The organism is Xanthomonas prunicola (assembly GCF_025266575.1).
GTDB lineage: Bacteria > Pseudomonadota > Gammaproteobacteria > Xanthomonadales > Xanthomonadaceae > Xanthomonas > Xanthomonas prunicola.
The window spans coordinates 4369757-4395116 of record NZ_CP096142.1; the positions used below are offsets into that span (position 1 = coordinate 4369757).

The 25360-nt window shown below is 65.8% G+C and carries 23 protein-coding genes and 1 other RNA gene; 12 read left to right on the plus strand and 12 right to left on the minus strand.

Going from position 1 to position 25360, the window contains the following annotated elements; translation table 11 throughout:
* Positions 1 to 159 precede the first annotated feature (159 nt).
* Positions 160 to 2226: a TonB-dependent receptor gene (locus M0D43_RS18690; RefSeq protein WP_252162559.1), complete on the minus strand. Its 2067-nt coding sequence runs from the start codon at positions 2224 to 2226 to the stop codon at positions 160 to 162.
* 163 nt (positions 2227 to 2389) lie between these two features.
* On the opposite strand from M0D43_RS18690, the gene M0D43_RS18695 reads away from it, so the two are divergent.
* Both M0D43_RS18695 and M0D43_RS18700 read left to right on the plus strand, forming a co-directional pair.
* Entirely contained in the window at positions 2390 to 2806 is a 417-nt protein-coding gene (locus M0D43_RS18695; RefSeq protein WP_101361541.1) for a MerC domain-containing protein, read from the plus strand.
* A 298-nt stretch (positions 2807 to 3104) separates the two neighbouring features.
* Positions 3105 to 3287, plus strand: a complete 183-nt coding sequence (locus M0D43_RS18700) for a 30S ribosomal protein THX (protein ID WP_008571876.1) — start codon at positions 3105 to 3107, stop codon at positions 3285 to 3287.
* A gap of 290 nt (positions 3288 to 3577) precedes the next feature.
* On the opposite strand, the gene M0D43_RS18705 is transcribed toward M0D43_RS18700, so the two are convergent.
* From M0D43_RS18705 to M0D43_RS18720, 4 genes are all read right to left on the minus strand, one after another.
* A complete protein-coding gene (locus tag M0D43_RS18705; protein ID WP_252162561.1) occupies positions 3578 to 4918 on the minus strand; it encodes a chloride channel protein in 1341 nt (446 codons plus the stop codon).
* 176 nt (positions 4919 to 5094) lie between these two features.
* Positions 5095 to 6390 (minus strand): alkaline phosphatase family protein, encoded by a 1296-nt coding sequence (locus M0D43_RS18710; RefSeq protein WP_260807457.1) that lies wholly within the window; start codon positions 6388 to 6390, stop codon positions 5095 to 5097.
* Positions 6391 to 6426: 36 nt separating this feature from the next.
* On the minus strand, positions 6427 to 6972 hold the full coding sequence (locus M0D43_RS18715; RefSeq protein WP_260807458.1) for a methylated-DNA--[protein]-cysteine S-methyltransferase: 546 nt from the start codon (positions 6970 to 6972) through the stop codon (positions 6427 to 6429).
* Positions 6969 to 8432, minus strand: a complete 1464-nt coding sequence (locus tag M0D43_RS18720; RefSeq protein ID WP_260807459.1) for an AlkA N-terminal domain-containing protein — start codon at positions 8430 to 8432, stop codon at positions 6969 to 6971. Before M0D43_RS18720 ends, M0D43_RS18715 begins: the two co-directional genes overlap by 4 nt.
* A gap of 147 nt (positions 8433 to 8579) precedes the next feature.
* Here M0D43_RS18720 and M0D43_RS18725 point away from each other — a divergent pair, with 147 nt between their 5' ends.
* The 4 genes from M0D43_RS18725 to M0D43_RS18740 all read left to right on the plus strand — a co-directional run bounded on the left by M0D43_RS18725 (position 8580) and on the right by M0D43_RS18740 (position 11519).
* Positions 8580 to 9824 carry a COG3904 family protein gene (locus tag M0D43_RS18725; RefSeq protein ID WP_252162565.1) on the plus strand — a complete coding sequence of 415 codons (1245 nt, stop codon included), beginning with the start codon at positions 8580 to 8582 and terminating at the stop codon, positions 9822 to 9824.
* A 76-nt stretch (positions 9825 to 9900) separates the two neighbouring features.
* Positions 9901 to 10155 (plus strand): hypothetical protein, encoded by a 255-nt coding sequence (locus M0D43_RS18730; RefSeq protein ID WP_252162566.1) that lies wholly within the window; start codon positions 9901 to 9903, stop codon positions 10153 to 10155.
* 400 nt (positions 10156 to 10555) lie between these two features.
* A complete protein-coding gene (locus M0D43_RS18735) occupies positions 10556 to 11092 on the plus strand; it encodes a DUF4019 domain-containing protein (RefSeq protein ID WP_101361534.1) in 537 nt (178 codons plus the stop codon).
* A 25-nt stretch (positions 11093 to 11117) separates the two neighbouring features.
* Complete coding sequence (locus tag M0D43_RS18740; RefSeq protein WP_260807460.1) at positions 11118 to 11519, plus strand: MAPEG family protein; 402 nt, start codon at positions 11118 to 11120, stop codon at positions 11517 to 11519.
* A 26-nt stretch (positions 11520 to 11545) separates the two neighbouring features.
* Here the strand turns inward: M0D43_RS18740 and M0D43_RS18745 are convergent, their stop codons facing one another.
* The 4 genes from M0D43_RS18745 to M0D43_RS18760 are packed head-to-tail and all read right to left on the minus strand — an operon-like array spanning position 11546 to position 13319.
* Positions 11546 to 11866 carry a hypothetical protein gene (locus M0D43_RS18745; RefSeq protein ID WP_101361532.1) on the minus strand — a complete coding sequence of 107 codons (321 nt, stop codon included), beginning with the start codon at positions 11864 to 11866 and terminating at the stop codon, positions 11546 to 11548.
* A complete protein-coding gene (locus M0D43_RS18750) occupies positions 11863 to 12105 on the minus strand; it encodes an RNA-binding S4 domain-containing protein (protein WP_260807461.1) in 243 nt (80 codons plus the stop codon). The genes M0D43_RS18745 and M0D43_RS18750 overlap by 4 nt, the downstream gene beginning before the upstream one ends.
* 36 nt (positions 12106 to 12141) lie before the next feature.
* Positions 12142 to 12789, minus strand: a complete 648-nt coding sequence (locus M0D43_RS18755) for a hypothetical protein (protein ID WP_260807462.1) — start codon at positions 12787 to 12789, stop codon at positions 12142 to 12144.
* A gap of 29 nt (positions 12790 to 12818) precedes the next feature.
* Positions 12819 to 13319, minus strand: a complete 501-nt coding sequence (locus tag M0D43_RS18760) for an RNA polymerase sigma factor (protein WP_260807463.1) — start codon at positions 13317 to 13319, stop codon at positions 12819 to 12821.
* 170 nt (positions 13320 to 13489) lie between these two features.
* Between M0D43_RS18760 and M0D43_RS18765 the strand changes: the two genes are divergently transcribed.
* The 4 genes from M0D43_RS18765 (at position 13490) to M0D43_RS18780 (ending at position 20255) form a co-directional block, all read left to right on the plus strand.
* Positions 13490 to 15412 carry a DEAD/DEAH box helicase gene (locus M0D43_RS18765; protein ID WP_260807465.1) on the plus strand — a complete coding sequence of 641 codons (1923 nt, stop codon included), beginning with the start codon at positions 13490 to 13492 and terminating at the stop codon, positions 15410 to 15412.
* A 262-nt stretch (positions 15413 to 15674) separates the two neighbouring features.
* The gene (locus M0D43_RS18770; protein WP_260807466.1) at positions 15675 to 18080 is read left to right on the plus strand and encodes a putative bifunctional diguanylate cyclase/phosphodiesterase; all 2406 of its coding nucleotides are present in this window, start codon (positions 15675 to 15677) and stop codon (positions 18078 to 18080) included.
* 136 nt (positions 18081 to 18216) lie between these two features.
* Positions 18217 to 18939: a pseudouridine synthase gene (locus tag M0D43_RS18775; RefSeq protein ID WP_065468032.1), complete on the plus strand. Its 723-nt coding sequence runs from the start codon at positions 18217 to 18219 to the stop codon at positions 18937 to 18939.
* A gap of 245 nt (positions 18940 to 19184) precedes the next feature.
* Complete coding sequence (locus M0D43_RS18780) at positions 19185 to 20255, plus strand: GGDEF domain-containing protein (protein WP_252162572.1); 1071 nt, start codon at positions 19185 to 19187, stop codon at positions 20253 to 20255.
* Positions 20256 to 20439: 184 nt separating this feature from the next.
* On the opposite strand, the gene M0D43_RS18785 is transcribed toward M0D43_RS18780, so the two are convergent.
* The 3 genes from M0D43_RS18785 to M0D43_RS18795 form a co-directional block, all read right to left on the minus strand.
* Complete coding sequence (locus tag M0D43_RS18785) at positions 20440 to 21387, minus strand: DMT family transporter (protein WP_252162573.1); 948 nt, start codon at positions 21385 to 21387, stop codon at positions 20440 to 20442.
* A gap of 273 nt (positions 21388 to 21660) precedes the next feature.
* Positions 21661 to 21737: non-coding RNA, sX9 sRNA (locus M0D43_RS18790), on the minus strand.
* Between the two features lie 58 nt (positions 21738 to 21795).
* Positions 21796 to 22629, minus strand: coding sequence for a DUF72 domain-containing protein (locus M0D43_RS18795; protein ID WP_260807468.1), 834 nt, complete (start codon positions 22627 to 22629; stop codon positions 21796 to 21798).
* Positions 22630 to 23186: 557 nt separating this feature from the next.
* Between M0D43_RS18795 and rraA the strand changes: the two genes are divergently transcribed.
* Together rraA and M0D43_RS18805 are read left to right on the plus strand one after the other, a co-directional pair.
* Entirely contained in the window at positions 23187 to 23687 is a 501-nt protein-coding gene (gene rraA / locus M0D43_RS18800; RefSeq protein ID WP_252162575.1) for a ribonuclease E activity regulator RraA, read from the plus strand.
* A 22-nt stretch (positions 23688 to 23709) separates the two neighbouring features.
* Entirely contained in the window at positions 23710 to 25305 is a 1596-nt protein-coding gene (locus tag M0D43_RS18805) for a serine hydrolase (RefSeq protein ID WP_260807469.1), read from the plus strand.
* Positions 25306 to 25360: the final 55 nt, after the last annotated feature.

Consider the following 25360-nt stretch of genomic DNA (forward strand, 5'->3'; position numbering starts at 1 on the left):
TGCGGTGTGGCGGCGATCACATCGTGTGCGCCGGGCTGACGCACACGGCGACGCATGCGGCTGCAGACCGCATGCAGCACGCTGCTGCGTCCGCAACGCGCATAAAAAGGCCGCCCGAAGGCGGCCTCGCTTCCAGTCAGCGGAGGAGAGAGTCCGCTGTCAGAAGAACAAGCGCACGCCGAACGACGCGCTGCGGCCAGGAAGCATCACGTCATCCTTGAGGAAGGAGGTGTGCACGCGTGCGTCCTGATTGGTCAGGTTGTTGCCGTCCAGGAACACTTCCCAGGCAGTGCTGCCGCGATCCACGTGATACGCCAGATGCGCATCGACGAAGGTATAGCCGGCGGTCGGTGTTTCGTTCACTGCCACCTTGTCCTGCTTCATGGTGCGGGTGGCACCGAGCGAGGCGCGCCACTGCTCCGCATTCCAATGCAGCTGCGCGCCGAAACGTCCCGGTGCGATACGCGGCAGGTTGCCGCCATCGTTCAGACGCGCGCGCACGGTATCGCCGAAGACGCGCAGGTCCCACGCGCCGTTGTCGTTGTTGGCCAGATGGAAGGTGGCCTCGCCTTCGAAGCCGTGGAAGGTCGCATCGGCCTGCGTCCACTGGCGAATCGGCAGGAAGTCGTTGTCTTCTTCGTTGAACCATTGATTGCCGGTGTCGACGATGTAGACAAAGTCGTTGTAGCGGTTGTAGTACGCCGCCACCTTGGCATCCACCCAGTCGTTCTGGAAGTTGAGCCCCAGCTCGGCCTGGTTGGCCTTTTCGGTCTTCAGATCCGCATCGCCGATCTCATAGGCGAGCGTGGCGATATGCGGGCCGTTGGCGAACAGCTCTTCTTCGGCCGGTGCGCGCTCGGCGTGGTCCAGGTTGGCGGTCAGGCGCCATTGCTCGTTGAAACGGAAACCGCCGCTGGCCGAGAAGCTGGTCGGGCTGAAATCGCGGTCCACGCCGATGTCGGTCTGGTACTTGACCTTGTCCACGCGCGCGCCGATTTCGGCGGTGACGCGTTCCCAGCTGTTGCGCGCCACGGCGAATGCGCCGAGCGAACGCGTATCGGTCTTGGGCACGAAGGATTCTTCGCCCACCGCCTGGAACGTGGTGTCGCTGCCCTGCAGGCCGAACGCGGTCTGCCAACCGCCGCCGAAGGTGAACGATGCTTCCACGCGGCCTTCGTTGGCGCGCTTGGTGAACACCGTGCCGACTTCTTCGCCTTCGAACTCGGTGTGTGCGTAATCGGTGTGGCCGAAGCTGTAACGCAGCGCGCTGCCTTCGCCCCACGGATCGGTCAGCCCGCCCTTGAGGTCGTAGCGGTCCTGCTGCAGCTTCAGCGAGACGCCGCGCTCGCCGATGGACGGGTCACCTGGCTCGCCGGGGTTGCCGTAGTTGTCGCGGAAGCGCGATGCCGACAGGCCGACAAAACCCCAGTCGCCAGACAGCGACGCGCCGATCGAGCCCACCTTGGAATCGACCCAGCTGTTGAGCTGACGACCCTGCGGCGTGTCGTAGTCGTTCTGGTTGCGATACACGCCATCGGCATGGATCGACAGCCCGCTGCCGTTGCCGGCATCGACGCGGAACATGTCGGTGTTGCCGTCCTTGTCGCCGCCGTCGAAGCGCACTTCGGCACGCCCGCTGACGCCATCCACCGGCGTTTCTGCAATACGCCCATCGACCACGTTGACCACGCCGCCGATGGCACCGGAGCCGTACAGCAGCGTGGACGGGCCTTTCAACACCTCGATCTGGTTGGCCAGAAACGGCTCGATCGCCGGGGAATGGTCCTGGCTGACGGTGGACACGTCTTGTGTAGAGAGGCCATCGCGCAACACTGCCACGCGCGGACCATCCAGGCCGCGGATGATCGGCCGGCCGACGCCGGGGCCGAAGTTGGAACTCTGCACGCCGGGCAGGCTTGCCACGGTTTCGCCCAGGCTCGAACTGCGCACCTCGTCCAGACGTTCACCGGCCAGCACTTCCACCGGGCGGCTCAATTCACCGGCCGCATCGCGCAGCGGGCTGGCGGTGACCACGACCTTGTCCAGATCCTTGATATGCCGGCCGCTGGAACGGCTGGCATCGTGGCGCGTGTCCGAGCTGGGCGGGGTCTGTGCGTCGGCAATGACAGGTACGTCCTCGGCCATGGCCAGGGCGGGGGTCAGCAGACTGGTCAGGGCCAGCGAAAGCGTGGAGCGGCGGAACGAGGGAGCGGAACGTGCAGGCATGGTGGGCGGGACTCTGTAGTTTTTACCGTGTATCAGTGGTAAGGCGCAGCTTGCCTGCTGCGCCGGCGGCAATGACCTGCACCGCTGCGCGATGCAGTGATGCCAGGCTGGAACAGTAAGATGTTATATTATTCCACATCGCCGCGAGCACCTGTTGGACCTTATGCCCCTACCGACCCTTCGTCATCTTCTCGACCGCTTCGGCGCAACCGGGTCGCTGCTATGCGCCGTGCACTGCGCGGTATTGCCGCTGGTACTGGCCCTGGCGCCTTCGCTGGGCCTGTCGTTCTGGTTGGGCGATGGGGTGGAACTGGCCATCGTGGTGTTCGTGACCCTGCTGGGCCTTTTCAGCCTGGTGCTCGGGTATCGCCGGCACAAAGCGCTGCACGCGCTGGCATTGCTGCTGCCGGGCCTGGTGCTGTTATGGGTGGGCCTGTTGTACGACCCGCTGCATCATTCGGTGGTGCCGCATGCGGTGGTGATGACGCTGGGCGGCGCCCTGGTCGGCATCGCGCACTTGGTCAATCTGCGCCTGAATCACGGGCACGGCCATGTCCACGACGCCAGCTGCGCGCACTAGGAATCTGGAGCAAGGCGGTTGCGTGGCCGCCAGGCCGACGCGGAAGGCGGGCGGAATGGACATCTGCCACTCGCACCTTCAGATTGCTCGGCGGCGCCCACGCCCACCCGATGGCGGCTCGCCACCGCGCGCACTGCGTCCCGGTCAGATAGCTCCGTGAGGCGGCCGGCGCTGCCCGGCTACGCTGGCCGGGACCGCCGTGGTAGGCTTGTCGGCCTTGCGCGAGGGCGCCGCCGGTGAAACCTCGCCAGACCCGTGCCAGCACGGGAATTTGTATTCACATTCAGGAGTTGACGAAATGGGTAAGGGTGACCGTAAAACCGCCAAGGGCAAGCGCTACAACGCCAGCTACGGCAATTCGCGTTCGCACGCGGTGAGCAAGGTTGTCGTGGGTGCAGCTGCCCCGGTTGCCAAGAAGGGCGTGGTCAAGGCCCCGGCCAAGAAGGCCGTCGCCAAGAAGACCGTCGCCAAAGCCGGCTGATCCCAGCCGCTTGGCGACACCAAAACGCGGCACTTGCGCCGCGTTTTTTTATGTCTAGGCCCGATGTTGCCTGGACGGCACGGTCAAGATGTTGGGCAGGAAGGAGATAGCCTGGAAGGCCGCTTTTTCCTAACCGCCTTGGCAAGGGCAGAGCTCGGCTTGCATCGCGTTGCTGTCAGCAGCCGGGCGACCAACGTTGGTGCGCGCGGCCGATCAATGAACAACTCCGCATCGGATCGGCCCTTCCGCAGCGCATGACGCTCAGCACTGCGGGCCGGCCATACCCATCATCAGTGCGGCGGCGTGGCAGTCGTCGGCTTCGCCACGGCGCCAGGTGGCGACAGCAACTGCTCGGCCAGGCCTCGGTAGATCGGCGTCTTGCAGACCAGCCCGGACACCGCCCGCGCAATCAGCACAGTGGCCAGGATCGGCAGCAGCATCTGGCCGGTGTCGGTGAGCTCCAGCGAGATGACCGCCGAGGTCAGCGGCGCCTGGGTTACGCCGGTGAGATAGGCGCACATGCCCAGCAGCACGAAGGTGCGTGGGTCCACGCTGGGCATCAGTACCGACAGGTTGTGGCCGATGCCGGCTCCCACTGCCAGCGCCGGTGAAAAAAGACCGCCCGGGATGCCGGCCAAATACGACACCAGATTGGCGATGAGCTTCATCATGCCGAACTCGTGGCCGACGACGGCGTGGCCCTGCACCAGGCTGCGCGCCTGCTCGTAGCCGGTGCCGAAGGCGCCTTGCCCGAACACCACCGCAAGCCCGACCAAGGCCAGGCCGCACAACGCAGCCAGCAGCACCGGATGCCGTTGGCGCAGCGCGCCTAACCAACGCGGTTTACCGCTGACGCTAGCCAGCACCAACCGCGCAAATACCCCGCCCAGCAATCCGGCCACGCTGCCGCATAGCGCAATCGCCAGCCACGCCTGACCCAATGGCAAGGCCACCGCCACTTTGCCGAAATAGGTGTAGCTGCCCAGCAGGCCCAGCGACACCACGCCACCGACGATCACGGCGGTGAGCAAGGTGCCGGAGAAGCGGTGCTCGAAGCGCCCGCTCAGTTCTTCGATCGCAAATACCACGCCTGCGAGCGGCGTATTGAACGCCGCTGCAATGCCGGCAGCGCCACCGGCGAGCAGAAAATGCGAAAGCTCGCGCGGGTCGCGAAAACCGAACCAGCGCCCGAACACATGCATCAGGCTGGCACCGACATGCACGGTGGGTCCTTCGCGCCCCACCGATGCGCCACCGAGCAGCGACAAGGTGGTTAGCGCGAGCTTGCCAACCGAGACACGCAACGAGAGGTTGCTGTCGCGAAACGCGGGGTCGGGGTGCTCCAGCGCGGCAATCACTTGCGGGATGCCGCTGCCGCGCGTTGGCCGCAGCGCACCGGAGGTGAGCCAGGCGAGCAGGGCAAAGATGCCCGGCGTCAGCAGCAATGCCCACCAGATCGAATGTGCGGTAATGCGCTGGAACAGGTGGAAGGCTGCGTCGCTGGCCTTGGCGAACACGATCGCCACCAGCGCCACCGCAATTGCGCCGCCCCACAGAGCAGCGCGACGACGCCAGCCTTCGCTGGACAACAGTGGCCGCAAGCGACGCGGCGGGGGATTGGAACCAGACATCTGGCTATTGTCGCACTGGCTGGCGGCCGCCGTGTCTTCAAGGCTCGCATTCCTGTGCTGTTGCCAGGATTTGGTACCTGGGGACGCCATGGGGTGGCGTCTTCTTACGTCTACATTGCCGTTGACGCTGCACGGGCCTGCAAGTTCGTCAGCGCTACCGCAGATGCCTGACGCGTCTACTGCGGTCTGGCTGCCAGCGGCACGCGCAAGGCCGGCAGCAAGGTCGCCGGATTGCCGTCGTTGGGCGCGGCCGGGATGCCCAGCAGCCGGGTCATCAGCGCGTAGACATCCACGTTGTCGAAGCCCGGCAGTGTCTTGCCCCGCGCCAGGTCCGGACCTTGCGCCAGGAACACTGCGCGCATCGACGGCAACCCCGGATCGAAGCCATGCGAGCCCCGCGTGTCTTGCTGCGCGCGTTTGGCGAGCCTGTCCGGAAACAGCGCATCCCAGCCTTCCTGCATCTGGCACACGATCGGCGGAATCCGTGGGTGGCTGCCGTAATGCCAACGTGCTGGCAGTTCCGTCTTGCGCCAGCAATCGTAGTGCGTGTGCGGGCCAAGCAAGCTGGCCTCGGCTGCGGCCTGCTGGCTGGGCATTGGCTCGAAACCGATCACCTGGCCGTCGGTGACAGCCGTGGCGATCTGCGGCGGCGCGATGTCTTCCACGCTGATCGCATGTCCCGGCGCAACCTCGGCCATGCCGTGATCGGAGACAACGACGATGTTGGTGCGCGCACGGGTACCGTCGCGCTGCATGCCTGCCAGTAGCTTGCCGATGGCCGCATCCACCGCGCGCACGGCGGATGCGTATTCGCGCGATCCCGGGCCATGGTCGTGGCCTGCTTCGTCCACGTGTTCGAAGTACAACGTGACCAGGCGGTTGCGTTGGGCAGCGTCGGTTTTCAACCAGTTCCGCACCGCGTCCACGCGCGTGTCCAGGCTCACGCCTTCTTCGTAATGGCGCCATTGCGCTGGGCGCACGCCCTTGATCGCCGCCTCGCTTCCTGGCCACGACCAGGTCGCCGCATGCTGGCCCGATTTTTCTACGCCCACCCACACCGGTTCGCCGCCCCACCAACGCGCATCGCCCACCGCATCGGGTTTGCTCAACCAGAAACTCCCCAGTGCCGGGTCGCGCATGCTGTTGTGCACGATGCCGTTATGATCCGGGCGCAGCCCGGTGACCACGGTGTAGTGATTGGGAAACGTCAGCGACGGATACGATGGCGTCATCCAGCGCGCACGCACGCCTGCGCGTGCCAGTTGCGACAGGTTAGGCGTGATGCCGCGATCGAGCATGTCGGCGCGCAGGCCGTCGATGGAGATCAACAACAAGGTATGCGGCGCGCTGGCGGATGCGGTGTTCGCCGCTGCAGCTGGCACGCGGGGAGCGCTGCGCGAGGATGGTTGGCTGCTACAAGCCGCAAGCAGAGCAAACGCCGCGACGGCAACTACAAAACGTCGGTCGATCATTGCGTTAGTTTACGTGGCAGCGATCACGCCGCGAAGTCAGCCAGTGCGTAGCGCGGATGCAGGTGCGAACAGATCGTCGGCGCGCGCGGCGCGACGCGGCGACCAGCCTTCCAGCTGCAACAACGCCTGCTTGGTCGGCAGCCCGCCGCCGAAGCCGGTCAACGCACCATTGGCGCCGATCACACGATGGCAGGGCAGCACGATCGGCAGCGGATTGCGCCCGTTAGCGGCACCCACTGCGCGGCTCGCGGCCGGCTTGCCGACCGCCTGCGCAAGTTGCGCATAGCTCCAGGTCTGCCCGAACGGAATCTGCGCCAACGTGCGCCAGACCGTCAGCCGAAACGGCGTGCCGGTCGGCGCCAGCGGCAGATCGAAACTGCGTCGCCCGCCATGCAGGTAATCGAGCAGTTGTTCGCGTGCTTCGCGCACCAGCGGCGCATCGGGGGCGTGCAGCCAGCGCGCGCGGCCGACGGCGTCGTAGCGGTTCTGCGCGAACAGGATGTGGTGTACGCCGCTGTCGTCGGCGGCCACGCTGAGCGCGCCGATCGGCGAGGGGAAGGTGTCGTAGTGCAGTGTGCTCATGCGCGGGTGTCCTTACGGTCGTTGGCCAGATGCCACAGGTGCAGCACGGCGTAGGCGCGCCATGGTCGCCACGCCTGCGAACGGGCATCGGTCGCGCGTTCGCTCAGACGCTCGGGGGCGCCGAGCACCTGCTGTAGGATCAAATCGCCCGCCGGAAACGCATCTGGATGCGACAACGCGCGCATGGCGACGTAATGCGCGGTCCACGGGCCGATCCCGGGTAGCGCGGTGCAGACGGTGATGAAGTCGGGCAGGCGCTGCCCCGCACCGAAATGCAGCTGACCTTGCGCGCAGGCAGATGCCAGCGCACGCAGCGTCGCGGCACGGGCACGCGGTAGCCCAATCTGTTCCAGCGGCGCCTCGGCCAGTTGTTCGGGCGTAGGAAAACTGCGATCCAGTCCGGGCGGCATGTCGGCATGATGGCCGCCGTGACGGTCGACCAGTCGCGCCGCCAGTGTCGCTGCGCCAGCCACGCTGATCTGTTGACCCAGCACCGCACGCACCGCCACTTCGAAGCCGTCCCAACCCCCCGGCACGCGCAGACCTGGCCGACGCGCGATTGCTTCGGCCAGCAGCGGTTCGGGCGCAAGCGTCGCGTGTACGGCGTGCAGGTCCGCATCCAGATCGAACAGCCGGCGCACGCGCCGCACGATCTGCGGAATCTGGCGCGGGTCGCTGGCGCCGATGCGCAGCAGCAGTTCCGCACGCTGCGGTGCCGCGCTGACTTCGATCACGCTGGCCTTGCCCGGCGGGCCGATCACGCGACGATAGCCGTCCGCATCGACCTGCTCGATCCCGGCAATCGCGCGGCGCTGCAAAAATGCCAGCATCGCCGGCAGATCCAGCGGCGGGCGATAACCCAGCCGCAGAGTCAGCGCGCCCCCCGGCACCTCGTTACGCTGCGTGCGCAGTGCCGACGGCGGCATGCCGCAGCCGTCCAGAAACGCAGCATTGAACCGCCGCAAGCTGTTGAAGCCGGCGGCGAGTGCGACCTCGGTGACCGGAAGGGCGGTTTCGGTCAGCAGCTGCTTGGCCAGCAGCAAACGATGCGTTCCGTGCACCTGGATCGGCGTAGCACCCAACTGCTGCACGAATTGCCGCTGCAGTTGGCGCGCACTCAAGCCCACCGCAGCGGCCAGCGTCTGCACCGGCTGCTCCTGCAGCGCGCCGTCGGCAATCATCGCCAGTGCGCGCTGCACACTTTCTTCGCCCAGATGCTGCTGCGCCTGCGGCGACAGCTCCGGTCGGCAGCGCAGACACGGCCGGTAGCCGGCCGCGCTGGCTGCCGCGGCCGTGGGGTAATAACTGACATTGGCCGGCTTCGGCGGCGGCGCCGGACACACCGGACGGCAATAGATGCCGGTGCTGCGCACGGCGGTGAAAAACAGCCCGTCGAAGCGTGCATCGCGCGCCAGGCGGGCGCGGTCGCATTGGGTTCGGTCGGGCGTTGCGGTCTGCATGGCGCCAGTCTAAGCGCTCCACACGGTACTGACTGGCCGTTTTCGGACAGGGTTGCGGCGGGCCAGCGCGTTCATGGCTGGGTCAACCCACCGGGCCATTCAGCCATAGACTGCGATTGATCTCCGTCGCGGTCCGTGCCCTGCATCATGTTGAAATCGGTTTGTCTGTCACTTGCCTGTTTGCTCCTGCTGGCTGCTTGCGATCGTTCGGCGACCTCTGCCGATGCAGCGGTTGCGCAGCCGAATGGTGCAGGGCAGGCGGGCGATGGCGACCATATGGTGTCGGTAGATACGCCCGACCCGATACCGCCGCCGCGCCCGCGTGCGCAGGCCGGAGAGGCGGGGTGGCCACAGGCGGCGCTGGAATTGGGCCAGGCCTGGATCAGTTGCGCGACCGATTACAGCCGCGAGGCCGGCGACGGCACGCTGCTGCCGGCATTGGACCGGGCCAGCGTGGAAGCGGCGCTGGCGCCATGTCGCGAGACCGGGCTGGTGCGGGTGCGTTACGTCGGCAAGATCAACGCCGGATTTGTGGCGCTAGTGTGGCGGCTTGCCTCGGTGGCCGAGCAGTGGCAGCTGCCGCATCGCATCCTGGATCTGGATTCGAGCGGTGGGCAGGTGGAGGCGGCGATCCGCGCCGGCGACACCATTGGCGAATCCAACTGGACCATCTGGGTGCGCGAAGGCTCGATCTGCCATAGCGCCTGTGTGTTCGTGCTGGCAGCGGGCGACAACCGGCTGGTCGCCGGCAAGGTCGGCATTCACCGCATGATGCGGATCAGCTCCAAGGCCACTTCGCGCGCCGAGCTCAATCGTGAGCTGCGCGAGGTCTATGGCAACGTCAAGGATTATCTGGAGCGCAACGGCGTCGCAGTGGCGGTGGCCGATCTGATGATGACCGTGCCCAACCGCAGCCTGCGCCTGCTGACGATGGAGGAGTTGCGCGAATACGGGCTGGATGGCACCAATGCTGTGCAGGACGATCTGGAACGCATCCGCCAGATGCGCAAGTGCGGCGATGCCTTCGTGCGGCGCAAGGACGCGTTTCTGGTGGCCTTCGATCAGAAGTGCAAGGGCGAGGGGGCGGACCTGGATGCGGTCAATACCTGCGGGTTGGCGTTGAAACAGCGTTTCGGCTTTCCGGATGTGGCCTGCCCGGAAGAAAGCCCGCTGGCCGAAACCGATGCGGCTGCCCTGCCACCGGGCAGCCCGACGGTCGAGACGCAGACCGGTGAGGCGGCGAACGGCCAGACGCAGAGCGGTCAAGCGCAGACCAGCGAGGCCCGGCATGGTGCCGCAGGCGCTGGTGCGCCAACGACCGAGCCAGACGCCGCGCCAGCGCAGGATGCCGCCCAGGCCGGCCCGCAGTCGGCGACGCACCCCGAAGGCTGAATGCAGTGACGGGCTTCACGCGTATCGCACTGCGCGCTGCCTATCGTCGCTGCATCACAACCGAGCCGGGGGGCGTATGCGAGGCAAGACCAAGGGTGTGTTACTGGCATATCTCCCGTCGGCGCTGTTGGTGTTGGTCGGCTTCGGTGTGGCCGAGTTGCTGCGTCTGGCCGCTGCCGCCATGCACGAACAATGGCCGGCGACAGCGGCGACTTGGCTGAGTCTGGTGGCGCTGATTGCCGCGATTGCGCGGGCCTTCTGGGTCAGTTGGCGGCTGTGGCGGCCGCGCGGCGTGGCGGCCGTGCCACCGGCTCCCGGTGGCGAGGTTTAAGGTCAATTATGAAGTGGCTATGTGGTTGACCACGGCAGCGTGGCGTTGCCCGGGAGTCGCGCGTGGCACGTCCACGACAGTGCCGAGTGCGCGTCCGCATCCAGTTGACGCTGCTGTCCGCCGCCTATGGGCGACTCCACACAAAGGACGACGCGCCGCTGCCAGACCTGATTACCTCCAGTACGTACCGCTGTCGCCACGGTTCCATGGTCGCCGCTTGCACTGTCGATGCGCACATGTTCATACGCGCCTGCTCACCGCTCGCCATGTTTTGCCTTCCGCGCCATCCCGCACTGCGCTGCACTCGGGACTTGTGTTGCGCGGGGCGCACCCTAGACTGCGCTACGCAAGGTGTGCGGTGTTTCTCCTTTCCACCCGATCCATACAAGGTCCTCGTCCCATGCTTCGTTCTCGTCTGGTTATCGCGTTGGCACTGGCTCCAGCGCTGGCGTTCGCTCAACAACCGCAGGCCGCCAGTCGCGCCGCTAGCCCGGCTGCGGCGCAGTCGGCACCTGCAGCGCCCGCGGGCCAGCCGGCACTCAGCGCTGCGCAGCAAGCGCAGCTGACCAAGCAGAACACCGAAATGACCCAGGCGGCCCTGCGCGTGACGCAGATGGTGGATGGCAATCAGGTCGCTTCCTTGTGGGATGGCGCGTCCAAAGTGGCCAAGACCGCCGTCAAGCGCGATGTCTTCGTCAGCCAGATCGGTACCGAACGCGCGCGACTGGGTGCGGTGGTCGGGCGCGGGCAGGGCTCGGTGACGCGGGTCAAGTACGGCCCCGGCGCGCAGGTGCCCGAAGGCTTGTATGTCAACGTCAGCTTCCCGACCCGCTTCGCCAAGGCGCAGCAGCCGGTCCGCGAGCTGGTGTCGTTCCGTCTGGACGAAGACAAGACCTGGCGTCTGGCCGGTTACAGCCTGCGCACGGCGGTGAAGTGATGTTTCCATCGGCCGGGAGAAACGTATGCAACTGACGATCGAGCTGCAGATGCTGGGCTGGGCGATGGTGCTCGGATTGCTGCAATTGCTGGCTGCCTCGGCCAGCATGACCGCCCAACGCGGCACCAAGTGGAATGCCAGCGCACGTGATGGGGAAGCCAAACCGCTCACCGGCGTGGCCGCACGGCTGGACCGCGCGTTCCGCAACTATCTGGAAACCTTTCCGATCTTTGCCGCAGCGGTGCTGGCGGTGAGCGTGGCCGGGCGCACCAGTGCGGAAACAGCACTCGCCGTGCAGCTCTACCTGTGGGCGCGCGTGGCCTATGTGCCGGTGTATGCCGCGGGGATCCCGTACCTGCGTAGCGCCATCTGGGTGGTGTCGTTCTGGGGCATCGTCAAACTGGTGCGCGCACTGCTAGGCATCTGAGGCAGCATCGCCGGCAGGGGCGAGGCTCAACCTGGCCCTTGCGCCCGCGCCAAGATCGTGTCGATTGCTGCCTGCGTATCGTTGGTACGCAGGGCTTCTTCCAGGAGCGGAATCACCCACGCGCAACCGGCCTTGGTCACATCCGCACGCCAGTCGCCGGGCCAGGCGTCCAGTTCATGCAAGGCCAGCATGGTGCAGCCGCCTCGCTCTGCATGGCCGCCGCGGATGGATTGCTCCAGCCAGAACGGCTTGTCCGAATCGACGGCAATCGAAAAAACAGAGACGTCGTGCGTTGGATCGTTGGCCGAAGGTGCGTTGTTGCGTTGACTGATCTCCACCACCTTCATGCGTCGGACTCGGCATCTGGGTCCAGTGCCAGCACGCGAATTTCCACATCGTCCAGCTGCACCAGCTGACCAGGACGGATCTTGGCGGTCTTGCGTAGCTCCTGCACGCCGTCGACGCTGACCGCGCCGCTGGCCACAATCGCCTTGCCCTGGCCGCCGCTGTCGGCAATGCCGGCCAGCTTGAGCAATTGGTTGAGTTCGATGTAGTCGCCGTCCAGGTCGAATTCCAGGTGTTGCATGGTGTGCTCGGTCGCGGGAAGGCCGCGATTATCCGCCTACTCGCGCTGGAAACGCGCGATCTGTTCGAGCAGGGTTTCGGTGCGGGCGACGCTGCGGCCGGCATGCGCGGCGTCGAGGCGTTCCAGCCAGGGGTGGCCGCTGCGCTGCAGCCGCCGATAGCCCAACCAGGTGCCGAGGCCGCCGAGCACGCCGACCAACCCGTTGCACAGCAGCCAGGCGGTCGACAGAGACAGGCCGGTGAGGGCGCGCCACGCCGCGTCTGCCGCCGCAACCCACAGCACCCAGAACGCGACGCCCAGCCACGGCGCCACGCGTGTGCGCCAGCCCCGCAACTGTGCAAGCGCGCGCTGCGTCTGTAGCAGTGGTCTGGCGAAATCCAGTTGTGACAACAGCCATAGTTGACGGACCGCCGAGGCTGCCAGCGCAACGCACCACACGTGCAGCAGCACCCCGCCGATCACGGCGGCCGCCTGATCGGCAAACGGGAGCCAGCTGTGGGCGATGACGCCGCTCAGTGCGATGGCGCACAGCAATTGCGCCGATTGGCTCAGCCACAACGGGCGCAGTTGCGCACGTGCTGCGTGGCTGCGCATATCACCCAGCAGCTGGCTGGTGAGCGCGCTCTGTTGGTCCAGCCGTTGTTCCAGCGACCGCCAGGCGAGGGCGATGTCATCCAGTTCCATGTCTTGCTCCGGTTGCGGATCGGTGTGGGTCAAAGTTCGGCGCGAATGCGGGTTTTCAGGCGGCTGAGTTTCGTGGCGACGTTGGTTTCGCTGATGCCGAGTACCTCGCCGATCTCGCGGTAGCTGTGCTCGTCCAGATAGAGCAGCAACAGGGCGCGTTCCAGCGGCGGTTGTTGCGCGATGAAGGCGTATAGCGCGGCGACCTGCTGCTCGCGCATCGGGTCGTGGGCCAGTGGATCGGCGATGCGCTCGACCATCGCGTCGAGCGCGATTGGTTCGCCGGGCGTGCGGCGGCGGCCGCGCAAGTCGCTGATCGCCACGTTCAAGGCGATGCGGTACATCCAGGTGGAAAACCGCCGGCGCGGGTCGTAACGGGGAAATGCCCGCCACAGGTGCGTGGCGATTTCCTGCGCCAGTTCGTCGCGGTCGTCGCGGTCGTGGCAATAGCTGGCCGCTACCTTCAGCACGATGCCGCGGTGTTGCAGCAGCAGGGCGCTGAAGCGGGCTTGCAGGTCTGTGTCCAGGGGCATGGCTGCAGTCGGAGGGTGAGCGGGTTTGCACGCCAGGATGATTCGCACGAACGCGCAATTCCTCACAACCTGAATGGACTGTCACGAACATTTCGACATCAGGGGGGCTGAACAGGCACACTATGCTGCTTTGCGCCTGCCGGCTCCGTGCGGCGCCTCCGGAGTTACCCATGACCCAAGAATCTTCCGCGCCGCTGCTGTTTGCAGACCTCGGCCTCTCGGACGCTGTGATGAAAGCCGTTGCCGCTGTCGGCTACGAGTCGCCGTCGCCGATCCAGGCTGCCACCATCCCCGCGCTGCTGTCCGGCCGCGACGTCCTCGGCCAGGCGCAGACCGGTACCGGCAAGACTGCCGCGTTCGCGCTGCCGGTGCTGTCCAACGCCGACCTGAACCAGCTCAAGCCGCAGGCGCTGGTGCTGGCACCGACCCGCGAGCTGGCCATCCAGGTCGCCGAGGCCTTCCAGAAATATGCCGAAGCCATTCCCGGCTTCCGCGTGCTGCCCGTGTACGGCGGCCAGCCCTACGCCCAGCAGCTGAGCGCGCTCAAGCGCGGCGTGCATGTGGTGGTCGGTACCCCGGGCCGGGTGATCGATCACCTGGATCGCGGCACCCTGGATCTTTCCCAGCTCAAGACGCTGGTGCTGGACGAAGCCGACGAAATGCTGCGCATGGGCTTTATCGACGATGTCGAAGCCGTGCTCAAGAAACTGCCGGAAAAGCGCCAGGTGGCCTTGTTCTCGGCGACCATGCCGCCGGCCATCCGCCGCATCGCGCAGACCTATCTGAAGGATCCGGCCGAAGTCACCATCGCGGCCAAGACCACCACCTCGGCCAATATCCGCCAGCGCTACTGGTGGGTGAGCGGCCTGCACAAGCTGGACGCACTGACCCGCATTCTCGAGGTCGAGCCGTTCGACGGCATGATCATCTTCGCGCGCACCAAGGCGGCCACCGAAGAGCTGGCGCAGAAGCTGCAGGCACGCGGCATGGCCGCGGCCGCCATCAACGGCGACATGCAGCAGGCCGCCCGCGAGAAGACCATTGCCCAGCTCAAGGACGGCAAGCTCGACATCCTGGTCGCCACCGACGTGGCCGCGCGCGGTCTGGACGTGGAGCGCGTCAGCCATGTGCTCAATTACGACATCCCGTACGACACCGAAAGCTATGTGCACCGCATCGGCCGTACCGGTCGTGCCGGCCGCAATGGCGATGCGATCCTGTTCGTCACCCCGCGCGAGAAGGGCATGCTGCGCTCGATCGAGCGCGCCACCCGCCAGCCGATCGAAGAAATGCAGCTGCCGAGCGTGGATGCGGTCAACGACACCCGCGTGGCGCGTTTCATGACCCGCATCACCGAGACCCTGGCCGCTGGCCAGATCGACATGTATCGCGATCTGCTGCAGCGCTACGAGAGCGAGAACAACGTGCCGGCGATCGATATCGCCGCCGCCATGGCCAAGTTGCTGCAAGGCGATGCGCCGTTCCTGCTGACCCCGCCGGTGCGTGGCGCGCGCGAGGAATTCGCACCGCGCGAGCGCAGCGAGCGTGCCGACCGCGGTGATCGCAATGATCGGGGTGACCGTCCGCGTTTCGAGCCCAAGTTCGAGCGTGGCCCGCGTGCCGACGGCGAGCGCGCTGCGCGTCCGCCGCGTGGCGACGATGCCGGTGGCGAGCGTCCGCGTCGCGATCCGGTTGCCCCGCGCGGCGAGCCGGAGTTCGGCATGGAGAGCTACCGCATCGAAGTGGGCCACAGCCATGGCGTCAAGCCGGCCAACATCGTCGGTGCGATCGCCAATGAAGCCGGGCTGGAAAGCCGCTATATCGGCCGTATCGATATCCAGGACGATTATTCGATCCTGGATCTGCCGGCCGACATGCCGCGCGAACTGCTTACCCACCTGAAGAAGGTCTGGGTATCCGGTCAGCAACTGAACATGCGCAAGCTGGAAGAGGGCGAGGCAGCCGCGTCGCCGTCCAAGCCGCGCTTCCCGCGTGGCGGCAAGCCGTCCGGTCGTCCGAACGGCCCAGGCCGTCCGATGGACCGCGCGGGCGCACCACACCGTAAGGGCCCGCCCAAGCCGCGCGGCGAGTAAGCATGGCCGACACCGCCTGCCGGGCCACCCGCAGGCGGTGTGATTGCCTAGTATTGCTATGCGTAAATGCGCATAGCGAGCTACTGAAGCGCTCCGGCGCTTCACTGCGCCGGCGATCAGGCTGACCTAGTCAGCGCCGCTAACCCGAGGTGCATCAGGCCGAGCGGGTATTGCCATACAGACTGAGCCGTTGCGGCCGTTACTGCCTACAGGCGCCCGCTGGGCGCCTGAGTCGCACTGGGGCGGCGAAGGACAGACGGCGATGGCGCAGGCAGCACGCGGCAAGGGCGGTGGACAGACCATGCACCTGGTGCGTGGCTGGCTGACGCTTCCTCTGACGCTCTTGATCGGAAGTGCCGTTTGCATGGCGGTGGTCTCGGCGTTGGTGATCGAAATCCAATCCGGCGCCACCGCCTGGATCGTGGGCCAAAGCCACTGGTCCAATGCCCAGCAGGAATCGGTGTACTGGATGGAGCGCTACCTGGGCAGCGGCGATACAGCCGATCTGCAGGCCGCATGCCGCGCGCTGGAAGTGCCGCTGGGCGACCGTGCGGCGCGCGTGGCGATCGAACAACCAGTCATCGATTGGGGCGCGGTCTACGCCGGTCTTGGCGCTGGCCGCAATGCCCGTGAAGACATGCCGCAAATGGTGCGGCTGTATCGTTATGGGCGCCAGTTTCCGTATCTCGGCGATGCCATTGCGCTGTGGAAGCGCACCGATGGCGGCATCCTGCAACTGAGCGCCTTGGCCGACCGTGCCGCCTCGGTGCAGGCCGCCACCCGGCCCGATCCGCGCGCGCTGCAGGCACTGCGCGATGAGCTGCATCTGCTGGACGGCCGCATGCGCCGCGACGCGGCCGAATTCCTGGGCTACCTGACCCGCTGCGCGCGGCTGCTGCACGATGTGATGGTGGCCTGCAGCCTGGCCACCTTGCTGCTGGTGCTGATCACCTGCGTGCTGGCAATGCGGCGTATCCGCGATTACCTGCTGTCGCACGAGGGCCGCTTCCGCACCGCGTTCCAGCAGGCGGCGCTGGGCATGGTCAAGTTCGATCTGCGCGGCAATGTGCTCGATGCGAACGCATCGATGGCCAACGTCCTGCTCTACCGGCCGGAAGAGCTGCAGGCCTGTACGCTGGCCGATGTGATGCATCCGGAAGACATCAAGCTGGACAGCCGCGGCATGCTGGATTGGCCCAAGCTGCTGCAGTCCGGCGAGTTGCGTTTTTTGCGTGCCGACGGCGGGGTGATGTGGGGCCGCTGGAGCGCCTCGCTGGTGGAGCCGGGTCCCGAAGAGCCGACGCTGGTGCTGGCGGTGATCGAAGATGTGTCGCACGCGCACGAGCTGGCCGACGAAGTGGCCTTCCATGCAAGCCACGATGCGCTCACGGGGCTGATCAATCGGCATGAAATCGAACGCCGGCTGGAGCGCCTGATCGAACTGCCGCGATCGCCGCAGATGTGTCACGCGCTGTGCTTTGTCGACCTGGATCATTTCAAGCTGGTCAACGACACCTTCGGGCATGCAGTCGGCGACAAGTTCCTGTGCCACTTTGCCGATGTGATCACCATGCAGTTGCGTCCCGGCGACTGGCTGGGACGTTTGGGCGGCGATGAATTCGCCATCCTGTTGGCCAATACCGACTTGCTGCAGGCGCGCGCCTTACTGGAACGCATGCACGGCGTGCTCGGGCAACCGTGGAGCCATCAGGGCGGGCGACCGCTGACGCCGAGTTGCAGTTTTGGCGTTGTGGAGATTGGTCAGGGCGTCAGCGACGTCAATACCTTGATGACCGCCGCCGATCTGGCCTGTCATGCGGCCAAGGAAGAAGGGCGCAACCGCATTCGCTGCTTCAATGAAAACGATCTGGCGCTGGCACAGCGCCGCCACGACGGTGGCTGGATCAGTGCGGTGCAACTGGCGATCGCCGAAGAACGCCTGCTGTTGTACGCGCAGAAAATCCAGGTGTTGAGCGACCCGGGGCGGTTGCAGTACGAGGTGCTGGTGCGCATGCGCGCCAGCGACGGACGGGTGCTGAGCCCGGGCGAATTCCTGCCGGCAGTGGAGCGTTACGGCTTGGGGCGCATGGTCGATACCTATGTGCTGGAATCGTTGTGCGCGCAGTTGTCGGCCAACCCGATGCATCTGGCGATGCTTGAGCTGTGCCATGTCAATTTGTCTGCGCAATCGATCGCGCAACCGGATTTTCTCGATATCGTCTGTGCCTTGTTCGAACGCTATCCGACGCTGGTGCCGAAGCTATGCATGGAGATCACCGAGACCGCGGTCATTGGTGACCTGGAGCATGCGCAGCGTTTCGTGCAGAGCGTGCGTGCGCGTGGCTGCCACGTGGCGTTGGACGATTTCGGCAGCGGCATGGCCTCGTTCGGCTATCTCAAGCAATTCACTGTAGACGTGCTGAAGATCGATTGCGGCTTCGTCCGCAACTACGCGCACGATGCGGTGGATCGTGCGGCGGTGCACTCGATCGCCCAGGTCGGGCTGGCGCTGGGCATTGAAGTGGTTGCCGAAGGTGTGGAATCGGAGGCCGACATTCCCGGGCTGCGCGAAGCCGGTGTGGGCCAGGTGCAGGGCTTCAGCCTGCATCGTCCATGCCCGCTGGAAGAGCTGCTGCAAACGCCGCAGCTGGTGGCCGTGTCTGGATAAGGGTGGCCGGTCATACAGCTGCACTCAGCATCGGACGGGCGCTGCGTGTACGCGCCTGGCGTCCGCGTGCTGTCGATCGCTGGTCTGGGCAACTGGCATGGCGCACGGCACGCGCTAAATCGCCGATAATCGGCAGATGACGACTCGACTCAACAAATACATCGCCGAAACCGGCTTCTGCTCACGCCGCGAAGCCGATCGTTTGATCGGCGAACGGCGGGTGACCGTCAATGGCGTGCCAGCCGGCACCGGTGCGGTGGTGGGCGAGGAAGACACCGTGCTGGTGGATGGCCAGCCGCTGCGCGTGCGCGAGGCCAAGAAGCTCGGCGGACGCAAGCATGTCTACATTGCGCTCAACAAGCCGGTGGGCATCACCTGTACCACCGAGAGTTCGGTCAAGGGCAATATCGTCGAATTCGTTGGCCACGAGCAGCGCATTTTCCCGATCGGCCGGCTCGACAAGGAGTCAGAAGGGCTGATCCTGATGACCAGCAACGGCAACATCGTCAACGAGATTCTGCGCGCGGAAAATCGCCACCAGAAGGAATATCTGGTGGCGGTCAACAAGCCGGTCACCGACGAATTTCTGCGTGGCATGGCGCGCGGGGTGCGCATCCACAACGAGACCACGCTGCCGTGCCGTACTGCGCGCATCGCCAAATTCGGCTTCCGCATCGTGCTGGAGCAGGGCTTGAATCGGCAGATCCGCCTGATGGCGGCCGAGTTTGGCTATCGGGTCACGCAACTGCGTCGGGTGCGCATCGACAACATCAAGCTGGCCGCGCTCAAGCCAGGGCAGTGGCGCAACCTCAGCGATGCGGAGTTGCGCGGTCTGCTACCGCAACGCACCGACTGGTAAGCCACGCCGACACGCCGATTGCGCTGCCACGGGGCCAGCGCAGCCTGTGTCCGCAATCGCCACGGACTTCCTTCGTCGTGCGGTTCTGACGCGCCCGTTTTGCAACGCTGTACTGGGCGTTTGCGCTCAGCTTTATTGATCACTCCAGGACGGCACCCGCGGCGCTGTGGAGTGGGGTGCGTCCCGATGGCTGGGGTTGCTGGGCTCCGGCATACTTCTCCCGCTAACAGCCAGGGGGGGCGGCAGTGATTAAACCGGAATTGCCGAGCAACGAGGCCGAGCGGCTGGCCGCGCTGCGCCAGTACGACGTGCTGGATTCGCCGGCAGAAAGTGCGTTCGACGATCTGACCATGATCGCCTCCACGCTGTGCGAGACGCAGATGGCGGCCGTGGTGCTGGTGGACGAAGACCGTCAGTGGTTCAAGGCTGCGCATGGCGCACCGCGCAGCGAGGCACCGCGCGATATTTCGTTCTGTGCGCACGCGATCCTGCGCCCGGACGAAGTGCTGATGGTGGACGACACCTTGTTGGACCCGCGCTTCCACGACAACCCGATGGTGGTCGGCAGCGGCGGGGTGCGTTTCTACGCCGGCGCGCCGCTGGTGAGCAGCCAGGGCATGGCGCTGGGGTCGCTGTGCGTGTTCGACCAGACCCCGGCGCATCTGCGCAAGGACCAGCGCGAGGCTCTGCAGGCGCTGTCGCGGCAGGCCTCGTACTTGCTTGACCTGCGGTTGGTCGGCAAACAGCTGCGTCAGCAATTGAACGAGCGCGATTGGTACGAGCAGCAGATGGCCGGCTATTACGCGGCGATGGATGCCTTGAATGCCGATCTGGTCGAGCAGACCCGTACCGATCCGCTGACCGGCTTGCCGAACCGGCGCGCCTTTGCGGTGGCATTGCAGTCGGCCACCGAGCAGACGCGCGCAATGGGCCAGCCGTTGGCGGTGGCGCTGCTGGACGTGGACCACTTCAAGACCGTCAACGATGTGCATGGGCACGATCAGGGCGATGTGGTGCTGCGCGAACTCTCCACGTTGTTGCGCGCGCATGTGGGCGGCGCCGGCACCATCGCCCGCTACGGCGGCGAAGAATTCGTGCTGCTGCTCCCCAATGCGGATCTGCTGCAAGCGCGCGTGCAATGCGAATACCTGCGCCAGAGCGTGGCCGCGATGACGATCGCGCTGCCGGTGACGGTGAGCATCGGCGTGGCGGCCTTGCGTCCGCAGGAGAGCGTGGAGGCAGTGATCAAGCGCGCCGACCAGGCCTTGTATGCAGCCAAGCGTGGCGGGCGCGATCAGGTGGTGGCGCTGGAGTAGGTTTATGCGTGTTGTGCATATCGTGCGCCTGCTGACGACGCCGGCCTGACAACTGCGCAAGACGCTCGCTGCCAAGCGCTGCAACGCTCACCCGGCGCGGTAGAGCATCAGTCGCAGCGCGGCTTTCGATACGACGGTCGTTGCGCGTGAAGTGCGCTGTCGCACCACTGCGTACACCTCCACCTCAGTCGACGATGTTCTTCGCTTCGGCCGTGCCCAGCAATTCCGGATGCACCACCTTGCGTCGACGCTCCAGCACCGGATGCAGGAATACCGCGCCGAGAATGATCGCCACGCCGAGGTAGAACTGCAGGGTGAGTTCGCGTTGTTCGCCCAGCAGCGCGATCGCCAGCACGATGGCGTAGACCGGTTCGAGATTGGTCACCAGCTGCACCGAATAGGCGCTGAGATGGCGCAGCGCCACCAGCGCCAGCGCAAACGGCAGCAGCGTGCAGGCCAGTGACAGTGCCAGCAGCAGCACGCCATCGTGCAGGCTGGGCACGACCAGCAAATCGCCGTGCAATGCCGGCAGCAGCAGCGGCATCGCCGGCGCAAGCAGGGTCAAGGTCAGCGTGCCGGCGCCCAGTTCCAGCGCGGTGACGGTGAGCGGGTCGGCATGCGCCACCATGCGTTTGTTGAGCGAGCCGAATAACCCGACGAACACCGCCGAGATCGCGCCTACCACCACGCCGGCCCGCATGCCATCCGGCACACCGCCAACGACGAGCGCCACGCCGGGCAGCACGGCCAGCCCGAACAGCAGTTCGCGCGGGCGGAACGGGCGTTTGGTCACCCACGGCTCGATCACCGCCGTGAACACCGGCGCCAGTGCGATACAGGTTGCCGCCACCGATGCATTGGCCAGCTTGATCGCGCCGTAAAAGGTGAGCCAGTGCAAGGCTACCAGCGCGCCGATGCCGCAATAGCCCAGCACCACGCGCCCGGTTAATCCGCGTAGCCCGCGCCATACGCGCGGCCACAAGGCCAGCGCCACGACCACGATCAGCATGCGCCACCACACCAGTGGCAACGCCTGCAGCGTGATCAGTTTGCCAAGGATCGCGGTGATGCCCCAAAGCAGCACGCAGAAATGGATTTGCAGTTGCGCCTTGCGCAGGTCGGTCGTGGGCATGCGCCATTGTCGCCGAAAACGGGTTGATCGGCGCTGCGAAGGAAGCGACGTCGGGGCGCAGAGGCGGTTTAATGCGGTGGCTAACGTGACTGCCGAGCAGTCATCGCGCGACCGGTTGCCAGCCATCGACTAACCCGCATCACTGCAAGAGATTCAACGAGCGACTTGGCACATCGCGCCGCGATCGATGACGCCACCTCAGCGATCGACACTACACCCCAAACACAGCTGCATCACTCATCGCCGATTGCACCTCATGCGCGGCCTGAGAGCGGCCAAGCCAACGTAGCGAGCAGGCCGCAGATGGGCGTGGGCGGCGCACTCAGAACCGCCGTCTGCGAGCGGTACATGCCGCATCGAGCATCGAACACCGGTCGAGCCGCCTGCGCGATCGTTTTGCCAGCTGCTCTAACGCGTCGACAGCTCCTTCAACAACGCCATCGCTGCCGCAGGGTTGCGCTCCTTGGCCGCGCTGATGAAAAACACGAAGACCTCGCGTGGCTGACTTACCGGCGCCATCGCTGCATCCACATGCGGTAGATCGGCCGGATCTTCGCCGCGCCGCCAGGCCTGGATGCGCTCAGCCCAGCGCGCCAATGCCGGCGCCGGATATCCCGCGTGCAGGCGCGCCTGGCTGCGCATCAGGCGCGCGTAGACGAAATCGGTAGACAGATCGGCGAAAGACGGATGCGCGTGCGAATCGGTGAACACCGTGGCCACGCCGTGGCCACGCACCAAGGCCGGCAGCGACGCGTCCACCGCATCGTGATCGCGAATCTCCAGCACATGGCGTAGCGCACGCCTGCCCGCACGCTTGGGCAGCAACGACAGAAACGCGTCCAGGTCGTCGGCCTGCAGCCGATGCCCTTGTTCGAACTGCCACACCAGTGGCCCCAGGGTGTCGCCGAGGTCGACAATGCCGCCGATGAAGTCTTCCACCTGCGCCTGGGTGCCGGCCAGCTTGCGCGACTGTGTGATGCGACGCGGCGCCTTGGCCGAGAATACGAAGCCCGGCGGCACTTCATCGCGCCACTTTGCGTAGGTGGCCGGCTTCTGCGTGCCGTAGTAGGTGCCGTTGATCTCGATGGCGGTGACGTGGCGGCTTGCGTATTCCAGCTCGCGGCGCTGCACCAGCCCTTCCGGGTAGAACATCCCCGCGCGCCACGGCGCATACACCCATCCACCGATGCCGATATGGATGCCGTCGAGGGCGGGTGGGGCGGAAGCGAACAGATCGGTCATTGCATGGATACTCGCTGGCAGGGGCGTGCGCCATTGCAGGTTCTGCCGCAAATGCAACGCGCGTCGGCCGATGATAGCCGCGGCGCGGATGGTGCAATGAGACGCTGGTGTTGCCAATGGGGTGCCGGTACGCGGTGCAATGGCTGAGATTGCATGCGCATCGTTGTGGCGGCGTTGCAGTGGTTGTGCGACGGCGCATGACGACAGCGCCGACATGGCGCGTGGGCATTACAGCCTGTTGGAGGCGATCTGGCCAAGACGCCAACAGCACAGTGGGCGGCAATCGCGTCGCGGCATCGATGCGCCAGACCTGCTCACTCGCAGTGCTCGCTCCGGGCCGTCGCGCTGGACGCTGCGGCACAAGCGCGTCAAGACGGCGAGCACGCAGCAAGCAACGCATGGCAAACCCGCTGCAGCGGCAACCCTGAAACGGCAGAGCGAAGTGCTGCCTATATGCGCGCACCGCCGCCGCCCGCGTGTCTACGCGGGGCCTCACCAATCACCCGCGCGCTGCCGCAGCCGGCTACCATGCCAGCTCTGCCGCGCGAGATTCCCCGATGACCTGGACCACGCCTGATCTATGTGACCGCTACCCCGAGGCGACAATTGCCGAGCCGCTGTTCCGCCATTTCGGCGGGCGCACGGCATTCGCCGGGCCGATGGTCACGGTGCGTTGTTTCGAAGACAACTCGCGGGTGCGCGAGCTGGCTGCCACGCCGGGCGATGGCCGGGTGCTGGTGGTGGACGGGCAGGGCTCGCTGAAGCATGCGCTGCTGGGCGACCAGATCGCGGCCAACGCGGTGGCTAACGGCTGGGCCGGCGTGCTGATCCATGGCTGCGTGCGCGATGTGGAGATTCTTGCCACGCTGCCGTTGGGGGTGCTGGCGCTGGCCGCCTGCCCGCGCCGCACCGAGCGACGCGATCTGGGCGATGTGGATGTGCCGGTGAATTTTGCCGGCGTGCCTTTCGTTCCAGGCCATTGGCTGTATGCCGATGCCAACGGCGTGCTGGTGGCGCCGCAACCGTTGTCGCTGGATAGCGCCGGCGCATCGATCTGACCGAAAACCTGAGGGCGACGCAGTGACCTTGAACCGATGGCTGAGTGGGGGCGTGCTGATGGTGGCAAGCTTGGTGACGACAACGCACGCGGCCGAACTTCCCGCCGGCATGCAGCAGTTCGACGCGCAGATGGAACGCGTGCGCAAACAGTTCGACGTGCCCGGTATTGCGGTGGCTATCGTCAAGGACGGCCAGGTGGTGCTGGAGCGCGGCTACGGCGTGCGCGAAACCGGCAAGCCCGCGCCGGTGCAGGCCGACACGTTGTTTGCCATTGCATCCAACACCAAGGCCTTCACTGCCGCATCGCTGTCGATCCTGGCCGACGAAGGCAAGCTTTCGCTCGACGACAGGGTCATCGACCATCTGCCGTGGTTTCGCATGTCCGACCCGTATGTGAGCGGCGAAATGCGCATCCGTGATCTGCTGGCGCACCGCAGCGGGCTGAGCCTGGGGGCGGGCGACCTTTTGTTCTGGCCCGCCACCAGCTACACCACCGAAGAAGTCGTGCAACGCCTGGCCAAGGTGCCATTGAAAGGCGGTTTTCGCGACCGCTATGCGTACGACAACATCCTGTACGCGGTTGCTCAGAAGGTGATCGAGCAGGTCTCCGGGCAGAGTTACGCGGCGTTTTTGCAGCAACGCATCTTCGCCCCGGTGGGCATGCGTGGTACGCGCTTCAACGCCGACCATCTGCAGCCCGGCGATAACGCTGCAGTGGGGCATGCCAAGTACGACTTCACCGAGCTGCGCACGGTGGCGCCGTTGACCTGGTCCAACAACTCCGGTGCCGGCGGTATCTATTCCAGTGCGCACGACATGGCGCTGTGGATGAACGTACAACTGGCCGGCGGAAGCCTGCCCGATGGCAAACCGCTGTTTAGCGCCAAGCGTCAGCACGACATGTGGTCGATGATCACGCCGATTCCGATCGGCGAGGTGCAGGTGCCCGAGCTTGCTGCGGCACGGCCGAACTTTGCCGGTTACGGCGAGGGCTGGAGCCTGAGCGATTACCGCGGCCATCGCATGGTTTGGCACACCGGCGGCTGGCCCGGCATGGTGTCGCGCCTGACGCTGCTGCCGGATCAGAAACTGGGTGTGGTGGTGTTGACCAACCAGGAAGTGGGCGCCGCGTTCAACGCAGTGACCTTCCAGGTGCTGGATGCGTTCTTGCAGGTGCCGCCGACCGATTGGACCGGCGCTTATGCCAAACTGGTGGAGAAGGCCGATAGCGAGGCGGATGCCAGCTGGAAGAAGCACCAGGACGCTCGCGCGGCGCGCTCGACGCCGTCGTTGCCGCTGCGCAGTTACGCGACCACCTATCGCGACCCTTGGTACGGCGATGTGGTGATTCGCCAGGATGGCAAGCGGCTGCGCCTGCAGTTTGCCAAGACCGCCCAATTGGTCGGTACGCTGGAGCATTGGCAGCACGATAGCTTCATCGTGCGCTGGGACGACCGCTCCTTGAATGCCGATGCCTTCGTCAATTTTTCGCTCACGCCGGATGGCGCGGTGCGCGAAATGCGCATGGAGCCGATTTCGCCGCTGACCGATTTCAGCTTCGATTTTCAGGATCTGGTGCTGACGCCGGTGCCAACCCAGGCCTCTGCGGGCAAGTGATGCAGGCAAACGCGGCAGCCGCCGGATTGCGTCTGGCGGGCCCAAGCGCGCTGAT

Coding starts and splice junctions, on each gene's coding strand:
- M0D43_RS18690 (WP_252162559.1), bottom strand. CDS start 2,226: ATGCCTGCACGTTCCGCTCCCTCGTTCCGCCGCTCCACGCTTTCGCTG.
- M0D43_RS18695 (WP_101361541.1), top strand. CDS start 2,390: ATGCCCCTACCGACCCTTCGTCATCTTCTCGACCGCTTCGGCGCAACC.
- M0D43_RS18700 (WP_008571876.1), top strand. CDS start 3,105: ATGGGTAAGGGTGACCGTAAAACCGCCAAGGGCAAGCGCTACAACGCC.
- M0D43_RS18705 (WP_252162561.1), bottom strand. CDS start 4,918: ATGTCTGGTTCCAATCCCCCGCCGCGTCGCTTGCGGCCACTGTTGTCC.
- M0D43_RS18710 (WP_260807457.1), bottom strand. CDS start 6,390: ATGATCGACCGACGTTTTGTAGTTGCCGTCGCGGCGTTTGCTCTGCTT.
- M0D43_RS18715 (WP_260807458.1), bottom strand. CDS start 6,972: ATGAGCACACTGCACTACGACACCTTCCCCTCGCCGATCGGCGCGCTC.
- M0D43_RS18720 (WP_260807459.1), bottom strand. CDS start 8,432: ATGCAGACCGCAACGCCCGACCGAACCCAATGCGACCGCGCCCGCCTG.
- M0D43_RS18725 (WP_252162565.1), top strand. CDS start 8,580: ATGTTGAAATCGGTTTGTCTGTCACTTGCCTGTTTGCTCCTGCTGGCT.
- M0D43_RS18730 (WP_252162566.1), top strand. CDS start 9,901: ATGCGAGGCAAGACCAAGGGTGTGTTACTGGCATATCTCCCGTCGGCG.
- M0D43_RS18735 (WP_101361534.1), top strand. CDS start 10,556: ATGCTTCGTTCTCGTCTGGTTATCGCGTTGGCACTGGCTCCAGCGCTG.
- M0D43_RS18740 (WP_260807460.1), top strand. CDS start 11,118: ATGCAACTGACGATCGAGCTGCAGATGCTGGGCTGGGCGATGGTGCTC.
- M0D43_RS18745 (WP_101361532.1), bottom strand. CDS start 11,866: ATGAAGGTGGTGGAGATCAGTCAACGCAACAACGCACCTTCGGCCAAC.
- M0D43_RS18750 (WP_260807461.1), bottom strand. CDS start 12,105: ATGCAACACCTGGAATTCGACCTGGACGGCGACTACATCGAACTCAAC.
- M0D43_RS18755 (WP_260807462.1), bottom strand. CDS start 12,789: ATGGAACTGGATGACATCGCCCTCGCCTGGCGGTCGCTGGAACAACGG.
- M0D43_RS18760 (WP_260807463.1), bottom strand. CDS start 13,319: ATGCCCCTGGACACAGACCTGCAAGCCCGCTTCAGCGCCCTGCTGCTG.
- M0D43_RS18765 (WP_260807465.1), top strand. CDS start 13,490: ATGACCCAAGAATCTTCCGCGCCGCTGCTGTTTGCAGACCTCGGCCTC.
- M0D43_RS18770 (WP_260807466.1), top strand. CDS start 15,675: ATGGCGCAGGCAGCACGCGGCAAGGGCGGTGGACAGACCATGCACCTG.
- M0D43_RS18775 (WP_065468032.1), top strand. CDS start 18,217: ATGACGACTCGACTCAACAAATACATCGCCGAAACCGGCTTCTGCTCA.
- M0D43_RS18785 (WP_252162573.1), bottom strand. CDS start 21,387: ATGCCCACGACCGACCTGCGCAAGGCGCAACTGCAAATCCATTTCTGC.
- M0D43_RS18795 (WP_260807468.1), bottom strand. CDS start 22,629: ATGACCGATCTGTTCGCTTCCGCCCCACCCGCCCTCGACGGCATCCAT.
- rraA (WP_252162575.1), top strand. CDS start 23,187: ATGACCTGGACCACGCCTGATCTATGTGACCGCTACCCCGAGGCGACA.